Origin of the sequence: Parvibaculum sedimenti, from assembly GCF_009184905.1 — a bacterium.
GTDB lineage: Bacteria > Pseudomonadota > Alphaproteobacteria > Parvibaculales > Parvibaculaceae > Parvibaculum > Parvibaculum sedimenti.
On sequence record NZ_WESC01000002.1, the window covers coordinates 161,059 to 183,851 of the forward strand.

Below are 22,793 nucleotides of genomic sequence, written 5' to 3' on the forward strand. Positions count from 1 at the left end.
CGCGAGGTCATGAAATGATCGCGCGTCTCAGCAATGCCCAGCGCGTCGTCGTCAAGATCGGCTCGGCCCTTCTGACCGACAAGGAAACCGGCAAGCTCAACCGCACATGGCTCCACGCATTCGTGGAAGACGTGGCGACGATGCGCGCACGTGGGCAGGAAATGCTGATCGTGTCCTCCGGCTCCATCGCGCTCGGCCGCCGCGCGCTCGGCCTTCCCTCCGGCAAGCTGAAGCTTGAGGAGAGCCAGGCGGCGGCCGCCGTCGGCCAGATCAGCCTCGCCCATGCCTATCAGGAAATCCTCAGCGCCTATGGCCGCAATTGCGCCCAGATCCTGCTGACGCTCGACGACACGGAAGAACGGCGACGCTATCTCAATGCGCGCTCGACGCTGAACACGCTGCTGCGCTTTGGCGCCGTGCCCGTCATCAATGAGAACGACACGGTGGCGACGAGCGAAATCCGCTACGGCGACAATGATCGCCTTGCCGCCCGCGTGGCGAGCATGATCTCGGCGGATTGTCTTGTGCTGCTCTCCGATGTGGACGGCCTCTATACCGCGCCTCCCTCCGAGCCCGGCGCGACGCATATTCCCGAAGTCGCCGACATCACGCCCGAGATCATGGGTATGGCGGGCGACGCCGCGAGCGAAATGAGCCGCGGCGGCATGAAGACGAAAGTCGCCGCCGCCCGCATCGCGACCGATGGCGGCTGCAACATGGCGATCGCCAATGGCCGGACGCTGCACCCGCTTCGCGCGCTGGAAGAAGGCGCGCGCTGCACATGGTTCACGGCGCGCACCACGCCTGTCGCCTCGCGCAAGCGCTGGATTTCCGGCAGCCTCAAGACCATGGGTTCGATCACCGTCGACGATGGCGCGGTCAATGCGCTGCGCCATGGGCGGAGCCTTCTCCCGGCAGGCATCACCACCGTCGAGGGTCGCTTCGAGCGCGGTGACGCGCTGAGCATCCTCGACGAACAGGGTGTCGAGATCGCGCGCGGGCTGTCAGCCTATTCGAGCGAGGATGCCCAGCGTATCAAGGGCCATAACAGCAGCGAGATCGAGGAGCTTCTGGGTTTCGCGGGCCGCGCCGAAATGGTGCACCGCGATGACCTGGTGATGACGAAGGCCTGAGACAAAGCCCGTGCCGGCCACACGTCCTTCCGGTAGCCCGGCTGTGGCCCTTGCGGTAGGGTCGACGGCGCTACACATGAGAGAACGAGCAGAAAACAGGTGGCCTCGTGAGCATTGTGAAAATCGACGCAGACCGGAACAGCGTTGCCGCCATCATGACGGAGATGGGCAAGCATGCCCGCGCCGCCGCCGAAAAGCTCAGCATGGCGCCGACCAAGCAGAAGGATGCGGGCCTCATCGGCGCCGCCATGGTCATCCGCGCCAATGTCGACGACATCCTCGCGGCCAATGCGAAGGATCTCGCCGCCGCGAAGGAGAAGGGTCTTTCCGGCGCGATGCTCGATCGCCTGCTGCTTGATGAGAAGCGCATCGAAGCCATGGCCAAGGGGCTTGAGGATATCGCCGCCCTGCCCGATCCCGTTGGCTCGAAGATCGCCGAATGGGACCGTCCGAACGGCCTCCACATCGAGCGCATCCGTGTGCCGCTCGGCGTCATCGGCATCATCTATGAAAGCCGCCCCAATGTGACGGCGGACGCGGGCGCGCTTTGCCTCAAGTCGGGCAATGCCGCGATCCTGCGCGGCGGCTCGGAGAGCAGCCATTCGAGCCGCATCATCCATGAATCGCTCGTCGAAGGCTTCATGGCCGCCAACCTGCCCGAACATGCGATCCAACTCGTTCCGACGACAGATCGCGCCGCTGTCGGCGAAATGCTGGCAGGCCTCAATGGCAATATCGACGTCATCGTGCCCCGCGGCGGCAAGAGCCTTGTCGCCCGCGTGCAGGCGGAGGCGCGTGTGCCTGTCTTCGCCCATCTTGAAGGCATCTGCCACGTCTATGTGGACAAGGACGCCGACCTCGAAATGGCGCGCAAGATCGTGATGAACGCGAAACTGCGGCGCACCGGCGTTTGCGGTTCGGCGGAAACGCTGCTCGTCGATGAAGCCTGCGCCGCGACGCATCTTCCCGTTCTGGTGAAAGACCTCATCGACGCGGGCTGCGAAGTGCGCGGCGACGAGCGCACCCGCGCGGTCGACGCCCGGGTGAAGCCAGCGACCGAAGCCGACTGGAGCACCGAATATCTCGACGCGATCATTTCCGTCCGCGTCGTGAACGGCATCGAGGAAGCCATGCGCCACATCGCGCACTATGGCTCGCACCATACGGAGTCGATCGTCACCGCGAACCAGAAGACTGCCGATCGCTTCCTCGCCACTGTGGACAGCGCCATCGTGCTTCACAACGCCTCGACGCAATTCGCCGATGGCGGCGAATTCGGCATGGGCGCGGAAATCGGCATCGCCACCGGCAAGTTCCATGCGCGCGGGCCCGTCGGCGTCGAGCAGCTGACGAGCTTCAAATATGTGGTGCGCGGCACCGGCCAGATCAGGCCGTGACGGGCGGGCGCCTCTCATGAAACGCAACGAAGCGCTGGCACCGGGCATGACGGTCGGGTTGCTCGGCGGCTCGTTCAATCCCGCGCATGAAGGCCATCTGCACCTCACGCGCATGTGCCTGAGGGCGCTCGCGCTTGACCGCATCTGGTGGCTCGTTTCGCCCCAAAACCCGCTCAAAAGCGCATCCGGCATGGCGCCGCAGGCGGCCCGCGTGAAGGCGGCGGAAGAACTCGTCGCAAAGTCGGGCGAACCGGGCATCGTCGTCACGGACATTGAAACACGGCTCCGTACGCGTTTCACCATCGACACCGTGCGCGCGCTGAAGGCACGCCACCACGATATCCGTTTCGTCTGGCTGATGGGCGCCGACAATCTGTTGCAACTTCCGCGCTGGGCGAAATGGCGCGAGCTCACCCGCGAAGTCCCGATAGCCGTCTATCCGCGGCCCGATTTCACGTTGAAGGCGCGGCTTTCGCCCGCCGCGACGATGCTGAAATCCGCAACGCTCGATCAGAGCGACGCCGCCCTTCTCGCCCACGTCGCCCCGCCCGCCCTCGTCTTTCTCGAGGGGCCTGAACATCCCGCCTCCGCGACCTCTATACGTGCAGCGCGCGGAGAGTCATAAAGGCGTTCGATTCAACGGATAGATTGAACTCGGAGCGTCCCGCCCCTAATCTTGGGGTAGCCGAATCCGCTTCGGCGGTCGGCTTCGATCCTCGAGTCAGGACAGAAGGAGCCATTACCTGAGCAGCCCCAAGAAGGACCCCAAGGTCCAGCGCAAGCCCGCAAGCGCGTCGAAGGCAGCCGCCAAGACCACGAAGCGGCCCGCAACCAAGACGGCAGCGACGGCAAAGAAAACCGCCTCGGCACCGAAGAAGGAAGCGGCCCCCAGGAAGACCGCTGCTCCGAAGAAAGCGGTAACGCCGAAGAAGGCAACGGCGCCGAAGGCAAAGGCCGCAGAAAAGGCTCCGGCAAAAAAGCCCGCCGCCAAAAAGGCGGCAGCCACGAAAGTAGCGGCCCCAAAAGCCGCGACGAAAAAACCCACCGCGAAAAAGGCCTCAAAAAAGACCGATGCCGCGCAGTCGAAGGCTGCCGCCCACCTCGCAATGGTTCTCAAGAGCCTCGATGAGGACAAAGCCGCGGATATCGTTTCCATCGACCTCGCCGGGAAGACTCCGATCGCCGACTACATGGTCGTCGCGAGCGGCACGTCGGCGCGTCATGTGGCTGCCGTCGCCGAGCATCTCATTCGCCGCCTGAAGGAAGGCGGCTATGGCGCGGCGCATGTCGAAGGCCTGCGGCAGGGCGACTGGGTGCTCATCGACAGCGGAGACGTGTTGATCCACATCTTCCGCCCCGAGGTACGCGACTTCTACAAGCTGGAAAAAATGTGGTCGGCCAACATTCCGGCCGAACAAGCCGCCGTCTAAAGGCGGCCCGCATTTCCGGCTACTGCGCGACAAGGCACAGCGGACAACCGCTGTGCCGCTTGCGCGCCCGATGAAAGGCCCCTCATGCGCATCGACATCTGCGCCGTCGGCAAGCTTCGCGCCGGACCCGAGAAAGCGCTTCTCGATGATTATGTCTCTCGCACTGAAGCCGCCGGTCGCGGTATCGGCATAACCGCGCTCAATCTGAAAGAGGTCGAGGAAAAGCGCCGGCTCGAACCAGCGCCCCTCAAGGAGAGTGAAGCGGCGCTGCTGCGCGCGGCGCTCCCTCGCGGCGCCATTCTCGTGGCGCTGGACGAGCGCGGCCGCGCCGAGCCGAGCGAAGCCTTTGCCAAGCGCCTCGGCCGGTGGCGGGACGAAGGGCAATCCGACATCGCCTTCATCATCGGTGGCGCGGCGGGCCTCGCGCCGGCGTTGCGCGAGGAAGCTGCCCATGTCCTCGCCTTCGGCCCCATGACCTGGCCGCACATGCTCGTGCGCGTGATGCTGGCCGAGCAGATCTACCGCGCCGTGACCATCCTCGCCGGACATCCCTATCATCGCGCCTGATCGCCAGACTGCAGTGCGCACGGAATGATCAATATGACTGCGATGGCGCATCGTGGTCATGGACAGGATTCACACCTTGGAATAGTTTCAGTTGTACTGCGTGGCGAACATGCAGACATTGAGTCGGGGCTGATTAATTCAAGAACTATGAGCGGATTTGTCGGCGTCAGACCTCTGGTACTCGTCCTTCTGGACGGCTGGGGCATTCGCGCGGAGCGCGAGGGAAATGCGCTTGCGATGGCGCGTACGCCGATCTATGACCGATTGGCCGCCGCTTCCGCGCAGACGCTTCTTTCCGCTTCGGGCGAGGATGTGGGCCTCGCGCCTGGAAAGCCCGGCAACGCCAAGGCGGGCTATCTGACGCTCGGCGCGGGCCGCCCGGTGGAACAATCGATCCTCCGCATCAACCGCGCCATTCAGCAGGACGATGCCCGCGCCATCAGCACCAATCCCGCGCTCACCAGGCTCATCCAGCGCGCAAGGTCGCGCGGCGGCGCTATTCATCTGATCGGCATGGTGTCGCCGGGCGGCATCGCCGGGCATCAGCATCACCTTGCGGTTCTGGCGGCGTTGCTCAGCCATGAAGGCGTGCAGGTCTGGGTCCATGCGGTCATGGACGGGCAGGACTCGGCGCGACAGGGCGGCGTCGACTATCTTGCCGAATTTTTCGACGACATCTCGGGGGCCGAACATGCGAGCCTCGGAACCATCATGGGCCGCGCCTATGCCTTCGATGAACCGAGCGAGGGCGATCTTCTGAAATCGGCGCTGAAAGCGATCCTCACCGCGGAAGCACCGCGTACGGAATATCCAGCGGCCTATCTCAACGACGCCTACAAGAAGGGCTTTGCCGACGATCGTGTGCCCCCCGCGGTCTCCGCGAAATACAGGGGCATCCGTCAGGACGACGCGGTTCTGCTCGTCAATCTGCAGCCGGACCTCGGCCGCACGCTTATCGAAGCTCTGCTCGACGGCCCTGCTGCCGGATTGCTCTCAGGCATGGCTTCGCTTTGCGAACTCGAAGGCCGCACAAAACCGCATGTCGATCCGCTCTTCGTCCTGCCACCGGTCGCGCCGACGCTCAGTGAAACCATCGCGCGCGCCGGGTGCTCGCAGCTTCTGCTGACGGAAACCATCGCCGAAACGAACCTCTCGCTTTTCATGCGTGGCGGCATCGGCGAAATCTATGACGGCGAGACGATCGGCGTCGCCGAGAGCCCCCCCTTCGCCAAGCTCGAAAAACGCCCCGATCTCGCCTCCGCCGACCTCGTCGCCGAAGCGATCGATGCGGTGCGCAAGGGCGATCGCGATTTTGTCGGGCTGCATTTGCCGAACGTCGGCATCCTTGGGCGCACCGGGAATCTGCGTGCGACGGTTGAGGCCGCCGAAGCCATCGACAAGCATCTGGGCAGGCTCGCGGCGCAGGTCGAGAAGCGGGGCGCCGTCATGGTCGTGACGAGCGCTTTCGGCAAGGGAGAGGTCATGGTGGACCCGGCGACGGGGGCGCCCTGGCGAGGGCCGACCTCTTCACGCACCCCCTTTATCCTGAACGGCACGGAGAAACACTCCACGCTTCGCCCCGGCACGCTGGCCGATGTCGCGCCGACTCTGCTCGGCCTGATGGGCCTTGAGGTTCCGGCGGGCATGACGGGACGCTCGCTCCTTGCGGGCGCAGAACAGGCCGTCCGTGTCACGGCCTGAAACCATAGCCTCGCTCGCGCTGGCCGCAATGCTAGCCCAGACGATCACCGCGCCCTGGCTCAATCCCGCGCGGGCCGAAGTCGCGGATCCCTCGACGCTTGAAAACCTGAAGCACGAACTCGACACCAGCGTCGAGCGCAAGAAGGCGCTTGAGGCGCAGTCGGAAGACGCCCGCAAGGAAATTGCCGAAATCCGCTCGCGCCTCATCGAAACGGCGGCGAATGTCCAGGCGCGCGAGAAGGATGTCTCGGCCTCCGAGGACCGGCTGACCGCGCTGAAGGCCGCCGAGGCGGCCCTGCTTCTCCGGCTCGAACATCGCCGCAGCGAGATGGCGGATCTGCTCGCAGCCCTTACCCGCCTCGACCGCCACCCCCCGCCCGCCCTCGCCGTCCGCCCCGACGACGCGCTGGGCGCGATCCGCAGCGCCATCCTGCTCGGCTCCGCAGTGCCGGAACTTCGCGCCGAAGCGCTGGCGCTGAAGGCAAAGCTCGAGGAATTGTCGCGGCTCAGAGCCAGCATCATGGCCGAGCGGAAGACCCTGGCCGATGCCCAGGCATCGCTAGAGCGCGACAGGGCGAGGCTCGAGACCCTGTTGAACAAGAAGGTCGCCCGCCAGCAGAAGCTTGTCGCAGCGGCAGAAACCGAGCAAAGCCGGGCCGAACGGCTTTCCCGTCAGGCAACCGACCTTACCGACCTGATCAGCCGGCTGGAGGCCACCGCCGCCCAGCGCATCCCCATGCCTCGACCCGACCCCGCCCGTATGAGGCCCGTGGCCACGCCCGAGCCGGTTGTCGCGGCCGGAGGGCAACCCACCTCCGCCGAGGGCGAACAGGTGGCCGCCCTGAGCCCGCCCCGCAGCGAGGGCACTTTGCCTTCATCACGCCTTTTTTCGGAGGCAAAAGGACTTGTTCGCCTGCCGGTAACCGGGCCTGTGCTAAGAGAATTTGGTGCACCCAACGGTCTTGGCGGGCGGATGCAGGGCCTCCAGATTGCAACCCGGCCCGATGCACAGGTTGTGGCGCCTTTCGACGGCAAGATCGTCTTCGCGGGCCCCTTTCGTCGCTATGGGCAACTCTTGATAATATCGGTGGGCGAGGGCTACCATGTGCTGTTGGCGGGCATGAGCAGAATCAACGGAACGGCGGGCCAGACCGTTCTTGCTGGCGAGCCCGTCGGCACCATGGGCCCGTCTCTCTCACCAGACAGTTTGGCTGAAGACGGCGGGGCAGCCGGACGGGACGGCGGCTCCGACGGAAACACGAAAGCGGGCCAAAGGCCGATGCTTTATATCGAATTCCGGAAAGATGGCGACCCGATCAATCCCCGCCCGTGGCTGATGATGAGTGACAAGAAGGCTCGTGGATAAATGAACAAGTCTGTGATCGGCGGTTTTGCGATTGGCACGATCGTCTCGGCCCTCACCGTATTTGCGTTGCAGCCGGGGAACCTCAACAGCATTGCCGAAGCGGCGGATAGCGACACCTATCGCCAGCTCAATCTTTTCGGTGACGTTTTCGAACGTGTCCGCGCCGACTATGTCGAGCCGACGGACGACGCGAAACTTGTCGAATCCGCGATCAACGGCATGTTGACCTCGCTCGATCCGCATTCGAGCTACATGAACCCCAAGAGCTTCCGCGACATGCAGGTGCAGACGCGCGGCGAGTTCGGCGGTCTCGGCATTGAGGTCACCATGGAGAATGGCGTCGTGAAGGTCGTGACGCCGATCGACGAGACGCCGGCGAGTCGCGCCGGCCTTCGCCCCAATGACTACATCACCCATATCGACGGCAAGCCGATCCTTGGCATGACGCTGAGCGATGCGGTCGACAAGATGCGTGGGCCGGTCAATACCGCGGTCACGCTGACGATCGTGCGCAAGGGCGCCGACGAACCCTTCGACGTGAAGCTCACGCGCGACATCATCACCATCAAGTCGGTGAAGTACCATCGCGAGGGTGACATCGCCTATCTGCGCATCACATCGTTCAACGAGCAGACCGGCGAACTGCTGGAAGAAGCGATCCAGACACTGAAGAAGCAGATTGGGCCTGCGAAGGTGAAGGGCTATGTCCTCGACCTGCGCAACAATCCCGGCGGCCTTCTCGAGCAGGCGATCGCCGTCAGCAGCGACTTCGTCAGCGAGGGCGAGATCGTCTCGACGCGCGGGCGCCATGCGGAAGACACGCAGCGCTACAATGCGCGGGGCGGCGATCTGACCGGCGGCAAGCCCGTGATTGTCCTCGTCAATGGCGGCTCCGCCTCGGCGTCCGAAATTGTCGCGGGCGCGCTGCAGGATCATCGCCGCGCGGTGATCCTCGGCACACGCTCCTTCGGCAAGGGTTCCGTGCAGACCATCATTCCGCTCGGCTCGGACGGCGCGCTGCGCCTGACCACGGCGCGCTACTTCACGCCTTCGGGACATTCGATCCAGGCCAAGGGCATCGTGCCGGATATTCAGGTTGAGCAGAACACCGACCCTAAGCTGAAGAAGCGCACGCTCGTCACCGGCGAAGCCGAGCTCCCCGGCCACCTTGCCGCCGAAGACGGCGCCAAGGAAATCGCAGGCTCGGATTCCTTCGTGCCCACCGACAAGAAGGATGACAAGCAGCTTCTCTATGCGATCGACCTGCTGAATGGCGTCCGCAAGGATGCCGCTTTCAAGAGCGCGTCCTCGGCGAGCGCAAACTGACGGGACGCGAGCTGAGCGAGTAAAGGGCACCAGGGGGGCGAAGGCGTGATGGCGTCGGCTGAGACACGGCTCGGGCAGGCCATGCAGCAGGACATCCGCAATGCCGCGTGATGCGTTGTCTGCCATGAATGCGGACGAGCCACGCCGCCCGGGGCTGCTCGCCATCGCGACGATCGTCGTCGCGCTTGTCTATGGCGGCACGTTGGGCTGGCTGCTCCTCTCCGACAACAGGCTCGCGGGTGAGCCGGTGGTGCGCCTCGCCGTCGCGCCTGAGCCGGCGCCGCCGCCCGCAACGCCTGCCGAGCTTCGCCCCGGCAACCCCGATGAAGAGCCGACCACGCCGAAGCCAACGACGACGCTCCCGGACACCGACCAGCCGAGCGCCGACGAGCAGGCCCTTCTTGAAGCCGCCAAGCGCGTCGAGCAGGGCGACGAGGCCGCGCCGGCCGACGGCGTCAGGATCGTCGGCGCCGAATCGACCTCAAGCGACGACACCGCGCCCACAGCCGATACCATCGGACCGCTCCGGCACGTGCCAGATCCCGCGCTCGTCGCCAATAGCGCGCAGGGGCCGTTGCCGGTCATCGCCAAGGACGGACGGCAGGCATGGAAAGTCTATGCGCGTCCGCTCCCGAAAGGCCTGGCCGAAGGCCCCCGCGTCGCCATCGTGGTCAGCGGCATGGGCATCAGCGAGAGCGCGACGGCCCATGCAATCGAGACCCTGCCGCCGGAGGTGACACTCTCCTTTGCGCCCTATGGAGCGAAGCTTCAGGACTGGATCGACAAGGCGCGCGCGGCTGGCCACGAGGTTCTGCTCGAACTGCCAATGGAGCCCTTCGGCTATCCGCAGAATGATCCGGGGCCCTATACGCTGCTCACCAATCTGCAGCCACCCGAAAATATTTCGCGCCTCGAGTGGCAGATGAGCCGCTTCACCGGCTATGCAGGCGTCATGAACTATCAGGGCGCGCGCTTCACGAGCACGGCGGCCGCCCTTTCTCCCATCCTCTCCGCCCTCAAGGGGCGCGGCCTGATGTATGTCGACAATGGCACCTCGCAGCGCAGCCTCGTGCCGAAGCTCGGTGGCGAAATCGGTCTGCCCGTCGCTCAAGGTACGCGCATGGTCGATCCAGTGCAGAACCCCGACGTGGTCAAGCAGTCGCTCTCCATGCTCGAGGACGGCGCGAAGCAATCCGGCCTCGCGGTCGGCATCGCATCGGCCTTCCCCGTCACCGTCGATGAAGTGGCGCATTGGGCAAAAGGACTGAAGGCCAAGGGCGTCGTGCTGGTTCCCGTGACGGCGACCGTCGGCGGACCCAAATAACGGGAGTGAGAGTGAAATGGTGAAGCGCGACGAGCGGAAGACCGTCGATCCCGAGAGTCTTCCCTATCGGCCCTGTGTCGGCATCATGCTCATCAACAAGGATGGCCTCGTCTGGGCGGGCAACCGCATCCAGGAAGTCGACACGGGCTCGCCCCTCACCTGGCAGATGCCGCAGGGCGGCGTCGACAAGGGAGAGGAGCCGCGCGACGCAGCCCTCCGCGAGCTGAAGGAAGAGACCGGCGTCGACAATGCCGAGATCATCGGCGAAACCTCGGACTGGCTCACCTACGACCTGCCGCCCCATCTCATCGGCCACGCGCTTAAAGGCAAATATCGCGGCCAGAAGCAGAAATGGTATGCGATGCGCTATCTGGGCCGCGATGAGGATTTCGACCTCACCGCCGATGCACATCAGGAGTTCAGCGAGTGGGCCTGGGTGCCGGTGAGCGAGCTCGTCGAACTGATCGTCCCCTTCAAGCGCGGCGTCTATGAACAGATCGTCCGCGAACTCGGGCCGCTCGCAAAACCTCTCTAGCTGCCCGCCCCCCATTCCCCAAGCGTCACCGAGATTTTCGCCGATAGCGGCAAGACCTTCTGCCTGAAGACGTAGTCCGCATAATCCCAGCGCGACGTCCGCTTGAGCGCGAATATCTGCTGAAGGTTTTTGTCGGTCGACTGGATCAGCTCCGCCAGCCGATCGAACTTCGCCTGATCGCCCGGTCTGGCCTTGGCGCGCAGCCCGGCAAGGACACCGCCCGAGGTCTGGAAAGACTCATAGGCCGCCTCGACCTCGATCGGCATCGTCATCACTCGCGAGCGTAGAAAGAGAGCCAGCCCTGCCCGCATGGTCCGCACATCGCCACGCAGCCGCGCCAGCGCATCGACACTCGATGCACTATCGGATCCGTTCGAGGTCATGATCGATTGCAGCATCAGGTCGCAGAGCCTCAGAGCTTCATCGAAGGCGGGGGCGACCTCCTCATCATAGAGCCTCAATCCGGGAAAGCGGTTGGGTGTGCCGACAAAGCTTGCCAGCGTCCGCTCCTCCGCGAGAAGCTCCTCGGAAGTTCTTCGAAATTCCGTAAGCTGAAGAAGCTGGCGGCCATCTGTCCAGCCGCGCGAATTCTTGACGATTGCGTTCTGCGACGCCTCGAAGAGCTGCACGCTGCGCTGCCATTCTGTTTTGAAGCCCACGCTGCCCGTGAGAACATATCCCCGCAGTGCAATCAGGCTCGCCTCATTCGCGGCCGCGTTGTCAGCAAGCAGCGCATCATGTCCGCGTGATGCAAAAAGCCTCGCAAGGTTCCCTTCCGGATCGACATCGAACGCGGCGGTCTGCGGCGCTGATGTATCTCTGCCCTGCGCGTTCCGCATGTAGTCGGCAAGCACCAAGCCGCCGCCGACGGCCCATACTGCCGCGAAAAGAACAATCCCCAGCTTGAGAAGAGAACCCCGCCTCAAGACCGCCGAGCTGAGGAGCCACGCTGCACCGGGACCGAATGTCGCAGCGCTCGCCTGCCGCTTGCGCCACCGGCGCTGACGGGGCCGGCGCAGCCTTGCAGGTGCGCGTTCATCAGGGCGCGGCGGAAGCCCGTAGCGGTCGCGCCAGTATTGCTCGCTCATATTCGTGGATCGACTGCGCATTCTGCTTTCGCCGTTCCCTTTCACGCCCCCTTCTACTAACGAGGTATGACCCGGAAAGTGCCGCGGGAAGGCAGAACGTCTCTTCCAGATTGATCGCCAGAAGCGAGCCCGAAGGCGAGCCCGAAGGCGAGCAATGTGCAAAAGGAGATGAAAACGCGATCACGCTGAGAGTATTGCCTTCGGTGGAACAAAAACGGCGGCCATGCGCTCTTTCCTCAAGAAGGATTTTTGTTCGGGGTAAGGATGGACCGTGTTCAGACCACCGTAGCGTTGTCATGAGCATACTGCGGCACGTCGCGAATGTTTGCCTTGGTGCCGCCTGCCTCATGGGGCTCGGCTTCAGCCTCGATCTCGATGAAGTACGCGTTTTACTTACATCGATATCGGGTGACGAAGTGCCCGCGCCCAACCTTGGCGATTGCCTGCACAATGTCGACAGGTCGTACTGGCCGCGCACCTATGCGGCAATCTGCAAGGATATTCGCGCAGGAATTGCTGCCGAACTGACGCCGGTCCCCGCGGCGGCCACACCGCTGACGAGGCCAGCCACGCACGAGCCGCCCGTGTTGGCGCCTGCCAGGTCGGCGCCAGTTGCGCGGAATTCGACGGCGGCGAATGTCGAGCCCGCAGCCCCCCGGCAAAACACCGAACCGCATTCATGCAACATCGGCGAGACCGGTATGCTGACGCTCCGGCAGGGAGACGCGATCCGGCGCCGGTCGGCGCATTTTCCCGGAGTCACGCCGACGGCGCAAAACACAGGCGGCCTCGCCCTTGGTGTGCCGCCCTACTGCGATCTCGAAAGCCCGGTCGCCGGACAAGTCCTCTTCGCAGGCGAGTTCAAGGGCTACAAGAGTGTGCTCATTATCGGCCTTGCAGGTGGGCACAGGCTCGTGATCGCAGGCCTCGGGACGCTCGCCGTCAAACGGGGCGAGGCTATCGCGCGGGGGCAAATCCTCGCCGCAAGTTCAGCCGACCCCGCGCCTGCGCTCGCAACGGCCTTTGGGGGCGAGGCAGCGTCGCTCATCTATTTCGATATGAGAAATCGCGAGGGAGGCGCCGAACCGTTGCCCTGGCTCTCCGCCGCGAGCTGACGTCAGAGCGAAGCGCTTGCCAACCGCCTCGCACGGAGGCTCCAGAAAGCCCAGACGGCCGAGCCGACGACGCGCATGACGAAGCCATGCGGCTTCAACCCGGCCGCTTTACCAACCATGGAGACAAGCCTGTCGACATGCTGGCGTCGATAAAGCCCGAGCGCGCGCTTTTCATAGGCCTTCGCAAAACGCACCCGCTCATAGGGAACGCTTCCGTCGGACGGCGTGTTGGCGGAGTAATAGGCGCAGGCCAGTTCGTCGTCATCGGCCTCCGAGACGCGTCCGATTGCGATGCGCGCGCGGGCCAGAACCGAAGGCTGGTCTTCGCCGAGCGCGTTGAACTGATCATAGAAAAGCTTGTAGTGGCGGAACTCATCCGCCGCGACATTCGCGGCGATCTGCTTCAACACCGGTTCGTCCGTCGCATCCTTGATCGCCGTGTAATAGGACGAGGTACCGCTTTCCACGACACAGCGTGCAACCAGCTCGCCGGCACGACTACCGCGCACCGACTGGATCGCGTCTGTCGGAATCTTGTAGCCGTCGCGGAAGCGTTTGAAGGCGGCCTCGAAACTGAAGCTCGGATCGGCGAGCTCGGCCCAACGGGCGAGCGCCGCACCGTGCTGCACTTCTTCCTCGCCCCAGCGATGGATGATTTCCTTCACATCCGGACGGTCGGAGAAGATATTGCAGAGATAGGTGACGTAGTCGGGCGCATTGTACTCGACCATGGCCGCGGCCTTCACCGCGCGCAGAATATCCTGATCGACCTTGGACGCATCGAAATCCGCCCATTTGATATCGTCGAGTGTCCAGTGACGGCTCATCTTTCGATCCAGCTCTTCTGCGTTCCGCTTCCCAGCCCCCTACCAAGCACTATTGGAAACCATATCGCAATGGTACCAATGGGTTAAGGCCGCAACACGCGCCAAAAAACCGCAGCCCGCCCCAACCAAGAAGCTGCGGCGCCCAAAACAAAAGGGCGGCGCCACGGCACCGCCCTTCGGTATGGATTATGGCCTCTTTCAGAGGGCGTGACGCATCTGCTTCAGATGGTCGAGCTTCTCCTGGGCCATCAGACGCGCATCGTCGCTCTTCGCGTCGGCAACATCTTCCTCGGCATAGCCAATCTCGAGATCGAGCCTCGCCTGATCGAGTTCCTCGACCGGAATCGTGTACTCGGCCAGGACCGTGAGGCCGGACGGCGTCACTTCGGCGAACCCGCCCCGCACGAAAATGCGGCGCTGCGGCTTGCCGGCCTCGTCGACGTTGATCACGCCCGGACGAAGCGTCGTCATCATGGGCGAATGACCGGCCAGAACGCCGAAGTCGCCTTCCTTGCCGGGCACGGTCACCATGTCGACATTCTCCGAGAGGAGAAGCCGTTCCGGGGACACGAGGTCGAAATGCAGCTTATCGGCCATGAGGCTCGTTCCGTCCTAGATCTGCTCAGGCAGCTTCCGCCGCGAGGCGTTCGGCCTTCTTCATCGCGTCTTCGATCGTGCCGACCATGTAGAAGGCAGCTTCCGGCAGATGGTCATAGTCGCCATCGCAGAGGCCCTTGAAGCCCTTTACGGTGTCCTTGATGTCGACGAGGCAGCCCGGCGTACCGGTGAAGACTTCGGCGACGTGGAACGGCTGCGACAGGAAGCGCTCGATCTTGCGCGCGCGGGCGACGACGAGCTTGTCCTCTTCCGACAGTTCGTCCATGCCCAGGATCGCGATGATGTCCTGCAGCGACTTGTAGCGCTGAAGGATTTCCTGTACGCGGCGGGCCGTATCGTAGTGCTCCTGACCGACGACGCGCGGCTCGAGAATACGCGAGGTCGAGTCGAGCGGGTCAACGGCGGGATAGATGCCCTTTTCCGAGATCGCACGATTGAGAACGGTCGTCGCGTCAAGATGCGCGAAGGAGGTGGCAGGCGCCGGGTCGGTCAAGTCGTCGGCGGGCACGTAAATGGCCTGCACCGAAGTGATCGAACCCTTGGTCGTCGTGGTGATGCGTTCCTGCAGCGCGCCCATGTCGGTCGCGAGCGTCGGCTGATAGCCCACGGCCGAAGGAATACGGCCGAGAAGCGCCGACACTTCCGAACCCGCCTGCGTGAAGCGGAAGATGTTGTCGACGAAGAAGAGCACGTCCTGGCCCTTGTCGCGGAAATGCTCGGCGACGGTCAGACCCGTCAGAGCGACGCGGGCGCGGGCTCCCGGGGGCTCGTTCATCTGGCCGAACACGAGGGCGCACTTCGAACCGGTCGTATCGCCGTTGTTCTCGCGCGGGTCCTTGTTCACGCCCGACTCGATCATCTCGTGATAGAGGTCGTTGCCTTCGCGGGTACGCTCACCGACGCCGGCGAACACGGAGTAGCCGCCATGCGCCTTCGCGATGTTGTTGATGAGCTCCTGGATGAGAACCGTCTTGCCCACGCCGGCGCCGCCGAAGAGGCCGATCTTGCCGCCGCGCGCATAGGGCGCGAGAAGATCGACGACCTTGATGCCCGTGACGAGCATTTCGGCTTCCGTCGACTGCTCGACGAAGGCGGGCGCGTCCTGATGGATCGCGCGGGTCGCGTCGGCCTTCACGGGGCCGGCTTCGTCCACCGGCTCGCCGATGACGTTGATGATGCGGCCGAGCGTGCCGTCGCCGACGGGAACCGAAATCGCGCTCCCCGTGTCGCGCACTTCCTGGCCGCGCACCAGACCTTCGGTCGTGTCCATCGCGATGGTGCGAACCGTGTTCTCGCCCAGATGCTGCGCGACTTCGAGAACGAGGCGATTGCCGCCATTGTTCGTCTCAAGCGCGTTCAGAATGGCCGGCAGCGCGTCGGTGAACTGGACGTCCACGACGGCACCGATGATTTGTGCGATCTTTCCGACTGGGTTGCTCATTGGGCTTCCTTAATCTTCCCGTCAGGGGCAAGTCTTTAGAGGGCTTCGGCGCCCGAAATGATTTCGATCAGTTCTTTGGTGATCATCGCCTGACGCGAGCGGTTGTAGGTGATCTGGAGCTTCTTGATCATCTCGCCCGCATTGCGCGTCGCGTTGTCCATCGCAGACATCTTGGCACCGAACTCGCCCGCGACATTCTCGAGGAGCGCCTTGAAAATCTGCACCGCGAGATTGCGCGGAAGCAGGTCCTTCAGAATTTCGGCTTCGTCCGGTTCATAGTCGTAAACAGCGCCGCCAAGGTCGACACCGCCCTGGCCTGCGGCCGGCACGCTCGCCGGGATGAGCTGCTGCGCCGTCGGCACCTGGGTCACCACGTTGACGAACTTCGAGAAGAAGATCGTCGCGACGTCGAACTCGCCGGCCTCGAACATGCCGAGCACCGCCTGAGCGATTTCCTCAGCTTGTGCAAAGCCGATCGAGCGAATTCCGGTGAACTCGTAGCTCTTCACGATCTTGTCGCCGAAAAGGCGCTTCAGCGCATCGCGGCCCTTGCGCCCGACGGTGACGATCTTCACCGTCTTGCCGTCACGCTGGAGCTTGTAGATGTGCTCGCGCGCGAGGCGCGAGATCGACGAGTTGAAACCACCGCAGAGACCGCGATCGGCGGTCGCCACGATCACGAGATGGACCAGATCGTTGCCCGTGCCCGCGAGGAGCTTCGGAGCGTCGTCACGGCCCGCCATTCCCGCAGCGAGATTGGCAAGCACATTGTCCATGCGCGTCGCATAGGGACGCGCCGCTTCCGCAGCTTCCTGCGCGCGACGAAGCTTCGCGGCGGCGACCATCTGCATCGCCTTCGTGATCTTCTGCGTCGCCTTTACGCTCGCGATGCGGTTTCTTAGGTCTTTGAGGCTCGCCATGAGGCCTTACCCGGTTCTTAGATCAGGCAAACGCCCTGGTGAAGCTTTCGACCGCAGCCTTGAGCTTGGCTTCCGTGTCGTTCGAGACCTGTTTCTCGGTGCGGATCGCATCGAGAATGCCGGTGTGGCTCGTGCGGATATTGCGCAGGAGCTCCTGCTCGTAACGACCGACATCGGAGACCGGCAGCTTGTCGAGATAGCCGTTCACGCCGGCATAGATCACGACCACCTGCTCTTCGACCTTGAGGGGCGAGAACTGGGGCTGCTTCAGCAGTTCCGTCAGGCGCGAACCACGGTTCAGAAGGCGCTGCGTGGCCGCGTCGAGATCGGAGCCGAACTGCGCGAAGGCCGCCATTTCGCGGTACTGGGCGAGCTCGCCTTTGATCTTGCCGGCAACCTGCTTCATCGCCTTGATCTGGGCGGACGAGCCGACGCGCGACACCGAGAGACCGACGTTCACCGCCGGACGGATGCCCTGATAGAAGAGATCCGTCTCGAGGAAGATCTGGCCGTCAGTGATCGAAATCACGTTGGTCGGAATGTAGGCCGACACGTCGTTCGCCTGCGTCTCGATGATCGGGAGAGCAGTGAGCGAACCCTTGCCGTTCTCGTCATTGAGCTTCGCAGCGCGTTCGAGCAGACGGGAATGGAGATAGAAAACGTCGCCCGGATAGGCTTCGCGTCCCGGCGGACGACGCAGCAGAAGCGACATCTGGCGGTAGGCGACGGCCTGCTTGGAAAGATCGTCGTAAACGACAAGGCCATGCATGCCATTGTCGCGGAAATATTCACCCATGGTGCAGCCGGCGAACGGCGCCAGGAACTGCAGCGGCGCCGGCTCGGAGGCCGTCGCGGCGACGATGATCGTGTACTGAAGGGCGCCGTTTTCTTCCAGCGTCTTCACGATCTGCGCAACCGTCGAGCGCTTCTGGCCGATGGCGACGTAGATGCAATAGAGCTTCTGACCTTCGTCGTCGCCCTGGTTGAGCGGCTTCTGGTTCAGGATGGCGTCGATGGCGATGGCCGTCTTGCCGGTCTGGCGGTCGCCGATGATCAGCTCGCGCTGGCCGCGGCCGATCGGGATCAGCGCGTCGATGGCCTTGAGGCCCGTCTGCATCGGCTCATGCACCGACTTGCGGGGAATGATGCCCGGCGCCTTGACGTCGACGCGACGGCGCTCGTCCGACACGATCGGACCCTTGCCGTCGATCGGGTTGCCAAGCGGGTCGACGACGCGGCCGAGAAGGCCCTTGCCGACCGGCACGTCCACGATGGAGCCCGTGCGCTTCACCGTATCGCCTTCTTTAATGTCGCGGTCGTTACCGAAGATAACGACGCCGACATTGTCGCTTTCAAGGTTCAGCGCCATGCCGCGGATGCCGCCGGGGAACTCGACCATTTCGCCCGCCTGGACGTTGTCGAGACCGTAAACGCGAGCAATACCGTCACCGACGGAGAGCACCTGGCCGATCTCCGAGACCTGCGCATCCGCGCCGAACCCTTTGATCTGCTGCTTGAGGATTGCGGAAATTTCCGCAGCCTGAATGTCCATCAGGAGGCCTCTTTCATGGCAAGCTTGAGAGAATTGAGCTTGGTCTTGAGAGACGAATCGATCATCCGGCTCCCGACCTTGACGATGAGCCCACCGAGGAGCCCCTCATCGACGCGTGTATTGATAAGAACGTCGCGCCCCGTCGCAGCCTTGAGCGCCGTCTTGAGGCTCGAAAGCTGTGCGTCGGAGAGCGGATGGGCGGAAGTCACATCGGCCGAAACTTCGCCGCGCTTGGCCGCCAGAAGACGGTCAAAACCCGTGATCATGTCCGGCAGCGCAAAGAGGCGCCGGCGCTTGACCACGAGACCAACGAAATTTGCAACGAGCCCCTTGATGCCGGCGCGATCGAGAATGGCCGCGAAGGCGCGGCCCTGCTCGTCGGCGCCAAGCACGGGGCTCAGCACGACACTTTTGAGATCGGCGCTGCCGTCGATCAGCGACCGAATACGGCCGAGATCAGCCGCAACCGCATCGAGCGAGCCTTCGCTCTCGGCGAGTTCGAACAGTGCCGTTGCGTAACGGCCGGCCATGCCGGAAACGATGTGTTCAGATGCCACTTGGCGCGCTCGCCCGTAGGTTCTTGGCGATCAGTGCACCGGCTGCGGAGCGGCACACCAACCAATTGAATTCACTAGCTTATTTTTGCCAAGGGATGAGAGAGGTTCCGCTGCCCCCAAGGCCGCGCGTTTGGTAACATAAGCCCCGCGCATGTGCAACATCCCGGCCTGCAAATGGTGGAGTGCGACATTCTGGACAGGTGAGACGGCAAAACGCCGCCATCCGGGGCGGACAGCGGCGCTCTATAGGTGCCCCGAAAGCAGGATCAGGCGGCAACGGCCAGAAAATTGACCGCATGCACGCAGTGGAAGCGGTTCTTGATCCTGTAGCCATGGTCCCGGCACCAGGTCTCGAAGTCCGGAATCTTGTCCCGGAACACCTCGACCATGAGAACCGGCCGATTTTGGCCGATGATCCGCGCCGCCCCCTCCAGGACGTCAAATTCCATGCCTTCGACATCGATTTTTATGAAATCGACGGCCTCGCCCTTGAGCCGCTCGTCCAGCGGGTAGACTTCGAGCTGCCCCTCGCCGCTTTTCGCGAGCCGAGCCGCGCCGAGATTATTGTCATAGGGAAGCTCGACCGAAAAAGTTCCGTAGCTGGCGCCCGCACCTATGCCGATACCGCGTGGGTCGACAACCGCATCGAGACCATTGGCTTCGATGTTCCGGCGCAGCAGGTCGATTGCGGCGGGGTTCGGCTCGAAGGGGAAGATTTTTTTCGAGTCCATGTGATGGGCGTAGAAGGCGAGATGATTACCGATATTCGCGCCCACCTCGACGATGGTCTTGCCGGAGCCAACCACGTCGCGCACCACTTTCAGTTCCTCAATCTCGAAGAATTGCCCCTGCAGGTGATGTTGCTGAATGATGTCGGAGGGATTGTCGATGGCGAAGCGCGTTGCCTTGCCGTCGAAATTCACGTCGCAGGAAAAGTTCAGCGCCTTGCAGTAATCGTGAACGACGGCTTGCACGGCGCGATTCCACTCCCTGCCGACTGCGGACCGCGGACCGCGGACCCGTGGAATGATAACCACGGCGATTGATGAAGAAGATTTCCGGCACCTTGGCGCAGCGATATTTGCTCCAGAGACCGAGATAGAATTTGAAGTCCTCGCCCGTATCCATCTCCGTGTCGAACTTCACAGCTGCGGCGCATTCGGTGCGAACGAAAAGACCCATCTGCAGCGTCAGGAACGGCGGCGTCGAAAGAATGTCCGCCACACTCTCGGTGGCGACAAGCTGCCCTTCACGCAGCTTGAGCTGGTCGGTTCCGAAGATGTTCTCGCAGATGTTGCCCCAGACGGCATCGTAGCGGTCATAATATTTTCCGAATGCGGCGAATGCACCGACATTGAAAAGATCATCCGCATCGAGAAAGAAGAGCCAGTCGCAGCCAAGCGCCGCCGCCTCGTCAATGCCCGCATTGCGACGTGCGGACCGGCCATGCTGCCCCTCGAGATCCCACATGGGCAGAATCTCCAGTGCCTTGAAGGGCCCCTGCCCATGCTCCCATGCCGCCTCGATCGAACGGCGGCAGGTCTCGTAGGTCTCCTTATGCCCCGGACCGACCGGGGTAATGACGGCGCATTTCATATGGATCTCACGGGCTGATGTTCACGTCCCGTAAACCATACGAACGAATGCTTAATGAAATGCTTTCAGCAGGCGGATGGCCTAGAGAAAGCTGTAAGGGTCGATATCGACCGAGACCCGGATTGCCGCAGGCACCTTCATCTCGCCAAGCCATGCCTGCATATAGGCCTGGATATTGACGTTGCGCGTTGCCTTGACGAGGAAGCGAAGGCGCGTGCGCCCCCGGAGCAGCGCGAGTGGCGCGGGCGCGGGCCCCAGCACCGATACATCCTCCGCCCGAGGCGCATGCCGCGCCATCTCGCGTGCGAATTTCTGCGCAAGCGCCGCATTCTCCGACGAGACGACAATGCCGACGAGCCGTCCGAAAGGCGGGAGACCCACGCGCTCCCGCGCCTCGGCCTCGCGCCGCAAGAACGCATCGCGCTTGCCCGCAACAAGCGCGCGCATGACGGCATGTTCGGGCATATATGTCTGAAGAAAGACGCGGCCCGGCCGCTCGGCTCGGCCCGCTCGCCCGGCTACCTGTTGCAAGAGCTGAAATGTGCGCTCGGCCGCGCGCAGGTCGCCATTCTCCAGCCCCAGATCGGCATCGACGACGCCGACCACCGTAAGCCAGGGGAAGTGGTGTCCCTTCGCGACGATCTGTGTGCCGACGATGATATCGACCTCTCGCGCCTCGATCGCGCGGAACATCTCCTCGTGCGATTGCGGACCCCGGAGATTGTCGCTCGACAGAACGGCGAGCCGCGCCTCGGGAAAGCGCTCGGCCACTTCCTCGGCGATGCGCTCGACTCCCGGACCGCACGCAATGAGCGAATCCTCCGCCCCGCATGATGGGCAGGCCTTGGGGACGGGTGCCGAATAACCGCAATGATGGCAGACGAGTTCGCGGCGAAAACGATGCTCCACGAGCCATGACGAACATTGCGGACATTCGATGCGATGTCCGCAGGTCCGGCAGAGCGTCAGCGGGGCATAACCGCGCCGGTTGAGAAAGAGCATTGCCTGCTCACCGGCGGCGAGCGCATTCGCGATCTCGTTGACCAGAAGCGGCGCGAGCCAGCGTCCGCGCTCGGGCGGCTCGGCGCGCATGTCGATCGCGGTGATCGAGGGTAGCTCCGCAACGCCATGCCGTTCCGGCAGCACGATGCGTTCATAACGCCCCTGCTCCGCATTGACCGAGCTTTCGAGCGAAGGAGTCGCGGAGCTGAGGATGATCGGGAACTGTCCAAGCGAGGCGCGCACCACCGCCATGTCGCGCGCATGATAAGTGACGCCCTCTTCCTGCTTGAAGGCGGCTTCATGCTCTTCGTCAACGACAATGAGGCCGAGTTCGGGAAAAGGAAGAAAGAGCGCCGAGCGCGCGCCGACGACGACACGAGCGCGGCCCTCCGCAACACCGCGCCAGACGCGCGTGCGCTCGCGGCTCGAAAGTTCCGAATGCCACTCGGCGGGGCGGCAATGAAAGCGCCCCTCGAAGCGATCGAGAAACTGGCTCGTCAGCGCGATTTCCGGCAAGAGGATCAGCACCTGCCGCCCTTGCGCCAATGCCTCGGCCACCGCCTCGAAATAAACTTCCGTCTTGCCAGATCCCGTCACGCCGTCGAGAAGAATCGCAGCGAAGCGGTTCTCGTCGACGCGTTTGCGAAGCGTCTCTGCGGCCACCAGCTGTTCAGGTGAGAGCGACTTCGAAACGGCCCCGATGTCCGGCACAGGGAACGGCGCCTCGGTTGGCAGATCGACAGGCACCAACGCCCCGGCATCGACAAGGCCGCGCACAACGCCATCGGAAACGCCCGCCTCTTCGGCGAGCTCGCGTGTGGTGCGCGCAAACTGATCCATTGCTGTGTCGACAACGCGCTGCCGCGCGGGCGTCATGCGCGCGGGGCGCTTGTCTACAAGACGGTAGGCAGTCCGCATGCGCTGCGGCTCAAGCGCGCCGGGCGCGCGAATGGCGAGGCGAAGCACGGAACCGCGCGGATTGAGCGTATAGGCCGCAAGCCAATCCACAAATCGCCGCAACACCCCCGGCATGGGCGGCACGTCGAGCACTTCGAGGATTGGCTTCAACCGTTTCGGATCGACCTCGCCCGTCCCCTCGCCCCACACGACGCCGAGAATCTGCTGCGCGCCCAAGGGCACAATCACATAGGCGCCCGGCTCCGCGATTAACCCGTCAGGAACCTCATAGTCGTAAGGTGCTGGCAGGGCGAGCGGCATGAGAACGCTGACGCTTTTCGGCAATGTCTTAACGGGCATCCGCTCTACTTCGGGGAGAAAAGTTCAAAGGCGACGCGACA

22 protein-coding genes are annotated in these 22,793 nt (G+C 63.5%); 11 read left to right on the forward strand and 11 right to left on the reverse strand.

All coding sequences use genetic code 11. The features are described 5' to 3' along the window. Positions 1 to 14: 14 nt before the first annotated feature. The 3 genes from proB (at position 15) to F2P47_RS02595 (ending at position 3,155) form a co-directional block, all read left to right on the forward strand. A complete protein-coding gene (proB, locus tag F2P47_RS02585) occupies positions 15 to 1,133 on the forward strand; it encodes a glutamate 5-kinase (RefSeq protein WP_152214598.1) in 1,119 nt (372 codons plus the stop codon). A 155-nt stretch (positions 1,134 to 1,288) separates the two neighbouring features. Beyond that, positions 1,289 to 2,530: a glutamate-5-semialdehyde dehydrogenase gene (locus F2P47_RS02590; protein ID WP_152214785.1), complete on the forward strand. Its 1,242-nt coding sequence runs from the start codon at positions 1,289 to 1,291 to the stop codon at positions 2,528 to 2,530. Positions 2,531 to 2,546: 16 nt separating this feature from the next. Continuing rightward, positions 2,547 to 3,155: a nicotinate-nucleotide adenylyltransferase gene (locus tag F2P47_RS02595; RefSeq protein WP_152214599.1), complete on the forward strand. Its 609-nt coding sequence runs from the start codon at positions 2,547 to 2,549 to the stop codon at positions 3,153 to 3,155. Between the two features lie 114 nt (positions 3,156 to 3,269). Here the strand turns inward: F2P47_RS02595 and F2P47_RS02600 are convergent, their stop codons facing one another. Beyond that, entirely contained in the window at positions 3,270 to 3,536 is a 267-nt protein-coding gene (locus F2P47_RS02600; protein WP_152214600.1) for a hypothetical protein, read from the reverse strand. A 100-nt stretch (positions 3,537 to 3,636) separates the two neighbouring features. Here F2P47_RS02600 and rsfS point away from each other — a divergent pair, with 100 nt between their 5' ends. The 7 genes from rsfS (at position 3,637) to F2P47_RS02635 (ending at position 10,779) form a co-directional block, all read left to right on the forward strand. Then, positions 3,637 to 3,960, forward strand: a complete 324-nt coding sequence (gene rsfS, locus F2P47_RS02605) for a ribosome silencing factor (RefSeq protein ID WP_152214601.1) — start codon at positions 3,637 to 3,639, stop codon at positions 3,958 to 3,960. An 84-nt stretch (positions 3,961 to 4,044) separates the two neighbouring features. After that, complete coding sequence (rlmH, locus tag F2P47_RS02610) at positions 4,045 to 4,527, forward strand: 23S rRNA (pseudouridine(1915)-N(3))-methyltransferase RlmH (protein WP_152214602.1); 483 nt, start codon at positions 4,045 to 4,047, stop codon at positions 4,525 to 4,527. 147 nt (positions 4,528 to 4,674) lie between these two features. Next, the gene (gpmI, locus tag F2P47_RS02615) at positions 4,675 to 6,228 is read left to right on the forward strand and encodes a 2,3-bisphosphoglycerate-independent phosphoglycerate mutase (RefSeq protein ID WP_185680904.1); all 1,554 of its coding nucleotides are present in this window, start codon (positions 4,675 to 4,677) and stop codon (positions 6,226 to 6,228) included. Beyond that, a complete protein-coding gene (locus F2P47_RS02620) occupies positions 6,215 to 7,594 on the forward strand; it encodes a murein hydrolase activator EnvC family protein (RefSeq protein WP_152214604.1) in 1,380 nt (459 codons plus the stop codon). Before gpmI ends, F2P47_RS02620 begins: the two co-directional genes overlap by 14 nt. Then, complete coding sequence (locus F2P47_RS02625) at positions 7,595 to 8,920, forward strand: S41 family peptidase (RefSeq protein WP_152214605.1); 1,326 nt, start codon at positions 7,595 to 7,597, stop codon at positions 8,918 to 8,920. Positions 8,921 to 9,020: 100 nt separating this feature from the next. Next, positions 9,021 to 10,244 (forward strand): divergent polysaccharide deacetylase family protein, encoded by a 1,224-nt coding sequence (locus tag F2P47_RS02630; protein WP_152214606.1) that lies wholly within the window; start codon positions 9,021 to 9,023, stop codon positions 10,242 to 10,244. 16 nt (positions 10,245 to 10,260) lie between these two features. Continuing rightward, the gene (locus tag F2P47_RS02635; RefSeq protein ID WP_152214607.1) at positions 10,261 to 10,779 is read left to right on the forward strand and encodes an RNA pyrophosphohydrolase; all 519 of its coding nucleotides are present in this window, start codon (positions 10,261 to 10,263) and stop codon (positions 10,777 to 10,779) included. On the opposite strand, the gene F2P47_RS02640 is transcribed toward F2P47_RS02635, so the two are convergent. Next, the gene (locus tag F2P47_RS02640; RefSeq protein WP_185680905.1) at positions 10,776 to 11,888 is read right to left on the reverse strand and encodes a hypothetical protein; all 1,113 of its coding nucleotides are present in this window, start codon (positions 11,886 to 11,888) and stop codon (positions 10,776 to 10,778) included. The genes F2P47_RS02635 and F2P47_RS02640 overlap by 4 nt on opposite strands. A 275-nt stretch (positions 11,889 to 12,163) precedes the next feature. Between F2P47_RS02640 and F2P47_RS02645 the strand changes: the two genes are divergently transcribed. Continuing rightward, on the forward strand, positions 12,164 to 12,982 hold the full coding sequence (locus F2P47_RS02645; protein WP_185680906.1) for a peptidoglycan DD-metalloendopeptidase family protein: 819 nt from the start codon (positions 12,164 to 12,166) through the stop codon (positions 12,980 to 12,982). A 2-nt stretch (positions 12,983 to 12,984) separates the two neighbouring features. Here F2P47_RS02645 and F2P47_RS02650 read toward each other — a convergent pair whose 3' ends face one another. The 9 genes from F2P47_RS02650 to F2P47_RS02685 form a co-directional block, all read right to left on the reverse strand. Next, on the reverse strand, positions 12,985 to 13,809 hold the full coding sequence (locus F2P47_RS02650; RefSeq protein ID WP_152214610.1) for a ferritin-like domain-containing protein: 825 nt from the start codon (positions 13,807 to 13,809) through the stop codon (positions 12,985 to 12,987). Between the two features lie 198 nt (positions 13,810 to 14,007). Then, entirely contained in the window at positions 14,008 to 14,406 is a 399-nt protein-coding gene (locus F2P47_RS02655; RefSeq protein ID WP_152214611.1) for a F0F1 ATP synthase subunit epsilon, read from the reverse strand. 25 nt (positions 14,407 to 14,431) lie between these two features. Continuing rightward, the gene (gene atpD, locus F2P47_RS02660; protein ID WP_152214612.1) at positions 14,432 to 15,868 is read right to left on the reverse strand and encodes a F0F1 ATP synthase subunit beta; all 1,437 of its coding nucleotides are present in this window, start codon (positions 15,866 to 15,868) and stop codon (positions 14,432 to 14,434) included. Between the two features lie 35 nt (positions 15,869 to 15,903). Beyond that, positions 15,904 to 16,788: a F0F1 ATP synthase subunit gamma gene (locus F2P47_RS02665; RefSeq protein WP_152214613.1), complete on the reverse strand. Its 885-nt coding sequence runs from the start codon at positions 16,786 to 16,788 to the stop codon at positions 15,904 to 15,906. Positions 16,789 to 16,810: 22 nt separating this feature from the next. Next, positions 16,811 to 18,340, reverse strand: a complete 1,530-nt coding sequence (gene atpA / locus F2P47_RS02670) for a F0F1 ATP synthase subunit alpha (protein WP_152214614.1) — start codon at positions 18,338 to 18,340, stop codon at positions 16,811 to 16,813. After that, positions 18,340 to 18,897, reverse strand: a complete 558-nt coding sequence (locus tag F2P47_RS02675) for a F0F1 ATP synthase subunit delta (protein WP_185680907.1) — start codon at positions 18,895 to 18,897, stop codon at positions 18,340 to 18,342. The genes atpA and F2P47_RS02675 overlap by 1 nt, the downstream gene beginning before the upstream one ends. Positions 18,898 to 19,163: 266 nt before the next feature. Continuing rightward, entirely contained in the window at positions 19,164 to 19,820 is a 657-nt protein-coding gene (locus tag F2P47_RS02680) for an FkbM family methyltransferase (protein WP_343032300.1), read from the reverse strand. Beyond that, positions 19,726 to 20,367 carry a glycosyltransferase family protein gene (locus tag F2P47_RS17865; RefSeq protein WP_246176704.1) on the reverse strand — a complete coding sequence of 214 codons (642 nt, stop codon included), beginning with the start codon at positions 20,365 to 20,367 and terminating at the stop codon, positions 19,726 to 19,728. The genes F2P47_RS02680 and F2P47_RS17865 overlap by 95 nt, the downstream gene beginning before the upstream one ends. Positions 20,368 to 20,574: 207 nt before the next feature. Beyond that, a complete protein-coding gene (locus tag F2P47_RS02685) occupies positions 20,575 to 22,752 on the reverse strand; it encodes a primosomal protein N' (protein WP_152214616.1) in 2,178 nt (725 codons plus the stop codon). Between the last annotated feature and the right edge of the window lie 41 nt (positions 22,753 to 22,793).